This is a genomic window from Dendrosporobacter sp. 1207_IL3150, assembly GCF_036763085.1.
Classification (GTDB): Bacteria; Bacillota; Negativicutes; order DSM-1736; family Dendrosporobacteraceae; genus JBAIYU01.
The window spans coordinates 1-1,039 of sequence record NZ_JBAIYU010000015.1; the positions used below are offsets into that span (position 1 = coordinate 1).

Annotated in this window: 1 protein-coding gene; it reads right to left on the reverse strand. The window is 42.4% G+C overall.

The window, feature by feature from the left end:
* Nucleotides 1–52: 52 nt before the first annotated feature.
* A complete protein-coding gene (locus V6C17_RS08970) occupies nt 53–985 on the reverse strand; it encodes an IS5 family transposase (protein WP_005064486.1) in 933 nt (310 codons plus the stop codon).
* Nucleotides 986–1,039 lie beyond the last annotated feature (54 nt).

Here is a 1,039-nt window from a genome sequence, read left to right on the forward strand (position 1 = left end):
GGCTTTGTTGCACAAAGATTTGAAAGGCAAAGCGCCCCTAATTGAGCCAAATTTAAGGCGTAACTTGGGTAAGTGGTCGACCTAATTCCGTAAATCTGTTGAGGACTGCTACACGTGCATGAACCTCATTGACTTGGCTATCAAAGCTCCTTGCACTGAGTTTATCTCCTAATAATTTGATGCAGTGCATTTTAGTCTCAACCAAACTTCGGCGATGATAGCCTGACCATTTTTTCCATAGTGTCCTACCTAAACGTTTAATTGTTCGAAGTAATTCATTTCGCTCTAGCGAGCTACTCTTTGTATCTTTCCATGGTTTCGCATTTTTTCTAGGTGGAATCACCGCATGTGCTTGCCGATCTGCAATGACCTGACGGCATTGCTTGGTGTCATAAGCTCCATCGGTATAAACAGAGTCAATCTGCTCATCTTGTGGAATCTGATTAAGTAAATCACCAAGCACCTGTGAATCACAGACATTATTGGTTGTGAGCTGAATAGCGCGTATTTGTAGGGTTTTGGCATCTATACCAATATGTAGTTTACGCCATTGGCGACGATATTCAGCTCCATGTTTCTTGCGTTTCCATTCGCCCTCACCTAGAAACTTCATCCCTGTAGAGTCTACGAGTAGATGCAGCCCATCGCTACTTTTTTGGTAGCTGATTGCAATATCAATATGCTTTTGTCTTCTACAAAGCGTACTGTAATCTGGTGCGGTCCAATTTAATCCGCAAAGTTTAATCAGACTTTGCACAAAGCCAGTGACCATACGTAAAGATAGACGGAATAAGGATTTAATCATTAAGCAGCATTGGATGGCTGCGTCGGAGTAGGTTTGATTTCGCCCTTGTTTGCCTTTTGATGGAGCATACCATTGCGTAGCAGGATCAAACCAAAGGGCAATATTTCCGCGATTAATGAGTGCTCGGTTATATGCGGGCCAATTGGTTGTGCGGTAGATTTTGTGTGTAGGCTTCTTCATTTGAAAATTATATCGCTGAAAAAGCCTTTACAGATAGGTTTGTGCAACAAAGCC

Coding starts and splice junctions, on each gene's coding strand:
- V6C17_RS08970 (WP_005064486.1), bottom strand. CDS start 985: ATGAAGAAGCCTACACACAAAATCTACCGCACAACCAATTGGCCCGCA.